Origin of the sequence: Kitasatospora sp. NPDC057198, from assembly GCF_042670125.1 — a bacterium.
Lineage (GTDB): Bacteria > Actinomycetota > Actinomycetes > Streptomycetales > Streptomycetaceae > Kitasatospora.
In genome coordinates this window covers 1-5,227 of sequence record NZ_JBHUWH010000519.1, presented here as the reverse complement: position 1 = coordinate 5,227, position 5,227 = coordinate 1, and the positions used below count along the sequence as shown (strand labels likewise).

Below are 5,227 nucleotides of genomic sequence, written 5' to 3'. Positions count from 1 at the left end.
GGCCCGGCGGCCGGTGCGGCTGCCGGGCCACCGGTGCGCCCGGGGTCACCCAGCCGGGCGGTTCGGCGCCGCAGGGTGACCGCGGCGGGGCCGGGCCGTGGAATGATGGGCGGCGTCGAACATGACCTGACGGGCGGGGGAGGGGCGGATGGGGGAGCTTTCGCGCGAGGGCCAGGGGCCGGGGAGCACCGGCTTTCCGCCGCACCGCGCGGAGCCGATCCGGGTGCTGGTGGTGGACGACCACGCGCTGTTCCGCCGGGGCCTGGAGATCGTGCTGGCCGAGGAGCCGGACATCCGGGTGATCGGCGAGGCCGGCGACGGCGCGGAGGCCGTGCTGAAGGCCGCCGACCTGCTGCCGGACATCATCCTGATGGACGTCCGGATGCCCCGGCGCAGCGGGATCGAGGCGTGCACCGCGATCAAGGACGTGGTGCCCAGCGCCAAGATCATCATGCTGACGATCAGCGACGAGGAGGCCGACCTCTACGAGGCGATCAAGGCGGGGGCCACCGGCTACCTGCTGAAGGAGATCTCCACCGACGAGGTGGCCACCGCGATCCGGGCGGTGGCCGACGGCCAGTCGCAGATCAGCCCGTCGATGGCGGCCAAGCTGCTGACCGAGTTCAAGTCGATGATCCAGCGCCGCTCGGACGACCGGGAGCTGCTGCCCGCGCCCCGGCTGACCGACCGGGAGCTGGAGGTGCTCAAGCTGGTGGCCACCGGGATGAACAACCGGGAGATCGCCAAGGAGCTGTTCATCAGCGAGAACACCGTGAAGAACCACGTGCGCAACATCCTGGAGAAGCTCCAACTGCACTCCAGGATGGAGGCGGTGGTGTACGCGATGCGTGAGAAGATCCTCGAAATAGGCTGAGCACCGGCTGGGCGCCGGTCGGCCGCCGACCGGCCGCCGACCGGGAGGGGCCGCCGGGAGCGGCCACCGGGTCGGCCACCGGGCGGATCAGCCCAGCAGCCGCTCCAGCTCCGGCCGCAGCGACTCGTCCTCCAGCCGCTCCACCCGGACGCCCGAGCAGCCCGTCCAGGCGGCCGCCTCGCGCAGCGCCTCGGCCAGCGCGGGGACGAACTTCGGTGCCTCCAGCGAGACTTGACGGGCCACCAGGACACCGCCCGCGCGCGCCGGGTCGACCCGGCCGACCAGCCGGCCGGCGGTCAGCAGCGGCATCGCGAAGTAGCCGTGCACCCGCTTGTGCCGGGGCGTGTACGCCTCCAGGCGGTGGGACATGCCGAAGATCCGCTCGGTGCGCGGCCGGTCCCAGATCAGCGAGTCGAACGGGGAGAGCAGCGTGGTGCGGTGGCGGCCGCGGCCCGCGCCGCCGCCCGCCGCGTCCGCCGCGGCCAGCGCCGCCGGGTCGGCCCAGGCCGGGGCGCCCCAGCCCTCCACCTCGACCGGGACCAGGCCCGACTCCGGGAGCACGGCGTCCAGTTGGGCGCTCTTGAGGCGGTGGTAGTCCAGCAGGTCGGCCCGGGTGGCCACGCCGAGCGCGGCCCCGGCCAGGGCCACCAGCCGCACCAGGCACTCGGCGTCGGTGAGGTCCTGCTCGAACAACTCGGCGGGGACGGCCCGCTCGGCCAGGTCGTAGACCCGCTTCCAGCCGCGCCGCTCGGTGACCACCACGTCGCCGAAGGCGAGCGCCCGCTCGACGGCGATCTTGGTGTCGGACCAGTCCCACCACTCGGACGTCCGCTTGGCGCCGCCCAGCCCGGTGGAGGTCAGCGGGCCCTCGGCGCGCAGCCTGTCGACCACCCCGGCGTAGGCGGCGGGGGAGACCGGGTGGCCCCAGACGTGGCCCTTGCTCCGGTAGGCGCGGCGGCGGAAGGCGAACAGCGGCCACTGCTCGATCGGCAGCACGCAGGCCGCGTGCGACCAGTACTCGAAGGCGGTGCCCCGGCCCCAGTACGCCTGCTCGACCGGGCGGCGGCCGACCGCGCCGAGCCGGGCGTACGGCACCAGCTCGTGCGAGCGGGCCAGCACCGAGATGGTGTCCAACTGGACGGCGCCGAGCCGCCGCAGCACGCCCCCGGCGCCGGCCCGGCGGTCGGGCGGGCCGACCAGGCCCTGGGCGCGCAGGGCGATCCGGCGGGCTTGGTCCGCGCTGAGCCGTACGGCGGGGGCGGGCAGCGCGGCGGGGGCCGCAGCGGGGATCTCGGCAGGAGTCTGGGCCATGGGGCGAGGCTAGGCGAGACCACTGACAACCAGGAGCCGGCCAACCGCTTTGACCGTTTGGACCCGGCATCGGACGATGTGCTCCCAGGGGTGACACAGGAATAGCGTGCTGACGGACCTCCCGGCCGCTCGGGCTCCTCGCATACGATGGCCCGTACGGTGGGGTGAACTCCCCACCGGCAGTCATCCAGAGCCGAATGAGGCAAGGAGCCCGCTCACGTGTCCGTCTTCGACAAGATCCTGCGCGCAGGCGAGGGCAAGATCCTCCGCAAGCTGCAGCGGATTGCCGCCCAGGTCAACTCGATCGAAGAGGACTTCGTCAACCTCACCGACGAAGAGCTGCGCGCGCTGACCGACGAGTACAAGTCCCGCCTGGCCGACGGCGAGAGCCTCGACGACATCCTTCCCGAGGCGTTCGCCACCGTCCGCGAGGCCGCCAAGCGCGTCCTGGGACAGCGCCACTACGACGTGCAGATCATGGGCGGCGCCGCCCTGCACTACGGGCACGTCGCGGAGATGCGCACCGGCGAGGGCAAGACCCTGGTCGGCACCCTGCCCGCGTACCTGAACGCGCTGACCGGCAAGGGCGTCCACCTGATCACCGTCAACGACTACCTCGCCGAGCGCGACTCGGAGTGGATGGGCCGGGTGCACCGCTTCCTGGGCCTGGAGGTCGGCGTGATCCTGGCGAACATGTCGCCGGCCGAGCGCAAGCGCCAGTACGGGATGGACATCACGTACGGCACCAACAACGAGTTCGGCTTCGACTACCTGCGCGACAACATGGCGTGGTCGCAGGACGAACTGGTGCAGCGCGGCCACAACTTCGCGATCGTCGACGAGGTCGACTCGATCCTGATCGACGAGGCCCGCACCCCGCTGATCATCTCCGGCCCGGCCGACCAGGCCACCAAGTGGTACAACGACTTCGCCAAGCTGGTGCAGCGCCTCAAGATCGAGCGCGACTACGAGGTCGACGAGAAGAAGCGCACCGTCGGCATCCTGGAGGAGGGCGTCTCCCGGGTCGAGGACTACCTGGGCATCGACAACCTCTACGAGTCGGTGAACACCCCGCTGGTCGGCTTCCTGAACAACGCCATCAAGGCCAAGGAGCTCTACAAGGTCGACAAGGACTACGTCGTCATCAACGGCGAGGTCATGATCGTCGACGAGCACACCGGCCGCATCCTGGCCGGCCGCCGCTACAACGAGGGCATGCACCAGGCGATCGAGGCCAAGGAAGGCGTCGAGGTCCAGAACGAGAACCAGACGCTGGCCACCATCACCCTGCAGAACTTCTTCCGCCTGTACGACAAGCTGTCCGGCATGACCGGTACCGGCACCACCGAGGCGGCCGAGTTCCACCAGATCTACAAGCTCGGCGTCGTCCCGATCCCGACCAACAAGACCCCCAAGCGGATCGACCAGCCCGACCTGATCTACAAGTCGGAGCCGGCCAAGTTCGCCGCCGTGGTCGAGGACATCGCCAAGCGCCACGAGGACGGCCAGCCGGTCCTGGTCGGCACCGTCTCGGTCGAGAAGTCCGAGTACCTGTCGCAGGAGCTGCGCAAGCGCGGCATCCCGCACGAGGTGCTGAACGCCAAGCACCACGAGCGCGAGGCGCAGATCGTCGCGCAGGCCGGCCGCAAGGGCGCCGTCACCGTCGCCACCAACATGGCCGGCCGCGGCACCGACATCATGCTCGGCGGCAACTCCGAGCACCTGGCCGCTGCCGAGCTCGCCCAGCGCGGCATCACCCCCGAGGACACCCCGGAGGAGTACGAGGCCAACTTCCCGGCGGCGCTGGAGAAGGCCAAGCTCGCGGTCAAGGCGGAGCAGGAGGAGGTGCAGGAGATCGGCGGCCTGTACGTCCTGGGCACCGAGCGGCACGAGTCCCGCCGGATCGACAACCAGCTGCGCGGCCGCTCCGGCCGCCAGGGCGACCCGGGCGAGTCCCGGTTCTACCTGTCGCTGGGCGACGACCTGATGCGCCTGTTCAAGGCCGGCATGGTCGAGCGCGTGCTGTCGATGGCGAACGTCCCGGAGGACGTGCCGATCGAGTCGAAGATGGTCACCCGCGCCATCGCCTCCGCGCAGACCCAGGTCGAGCAGCAGAACTTCGAGATCCGCAAGAACGTCCTCAAGTACGACGAGGTCCTCAACCGCCAGCGCGAGGTCATCTACGGCGAGCGCCGCCGCGTCCTGGAGGGCGAGGACCTGCAGGAGCAGGTCGGCCACTTCATGGACGACACCGTCGCCGCGTACGTCAACGCCGCCACCGGCGAGGGCTTCGAGGACGACTGGGACCTCGACAAGCTGTGGACCGCGCTCAAGCAGCTCTACCCCGTCTCGCTGGACCTGGACGAGCTGGAGGAGGAGGCCGCGGAGAGCGGCGGCCTGACCTCCGAGTTCCTCACCAAGGCCATCCAGGAGGACATCGCCGCCGCCTACGGCCGCCGCGAGGACCAGCTCGGCGAGCAGATCATGCGCGAGCTGGAGCGCCGGGTCGTCCTGTCGGTGCTGGACCGCCGCTGGCGCGAGCACCTCTACGAGATGGACTACCTCCAGGAGGGCATCGCGCTGCGCGCCTACGCCCAGCGCGACCCGCTGGTCGAGTACCAGCGCGAGGGCTTCGACCTGTTCTCCGCGATGATGGAGGGCATCAAGGAGGAGTCCGTCGGCTACCTGTTCAACCTGGAGGTCCAGGTCGAGCAGCAGGTCGAGGAGGTGCCGGTGCCGGACGACGAGCAGGTGCTGCTCGACAAGCTGGAGAAGGACGCCGCCGTCCCGGCCGCCCGCCCGGAGATCCGCGCCAAGGGCCTGGAGGCCCCCGAGCGCAAGAAGCTCCACTACATCGCCCCGTCCGACGAGGTCGGCGGCGGCGTGGTCGAGGGCGACTTCGAGGACGAGGACGGCCCGGCCTCCGAGGGCGACGGCCTGACCCGGGCCGAGCGCCGCAAGGCCGCCAAGGCGGCGAAGGGCGGTCGGCGCCGCAAGGCGTGACCCGGCTCGTGTCCCGCGGGGCGCCACTCCTTCCGGGGT

Annotated in this window: 3 protein-coding genes; 2 read left to right on the top strand and 1 reads right to left on the bottom strand. The window is 71.0% G+C overall.

Features of this window, described 5'->3' with window-relative positions; genetic code table 11:
• Positions 1-148: 148 nt before the first annotated feature.
• Positions 149-874: a response regulator gene (locus ACFUEL_RS34535; RefSeq protein WP_380241332.1), complete on the top strand. Its 726-nt coding sequence runs from the start codon at positions 149-151 to the stop codon at positions 872-874.
• Positions 875-961: 87 nt separating this feature from the next.
• On the opposite strand, the gene ACFUEL_RS34530 is transcribed toward ACFUEL_RS34535, so the two are convergent.
• Positions 962-2,185, bottom strand: coding sequence for a winged helix-turn-helix domain-containing protein (locus tag ACFUEL_RS34530; RefSeq protein WP_380241330.1), 1,224 nt, complete (start codon positions 2,183-2,185; stop codon positions 962-964).
• 219 nt (positions 2,186-2,404) lie between these two features.
• Between ACFUEL_RS34530 and secA the strand changes: the two genes are divergently transcribed.
• Complete coding sequence (secA, locus tag ACFUEL_RS34525) at positions 2,405-5,188, top strand: preprotein translocase subunit SecA (RefSeq protein WP_380241328.1); 2,784 nt, start codon at positions 2,405-2,407, stop codon at positions 5,186-5,188.
• Positions 5,189-5,227: the final 39 nt, after the last annotated feature.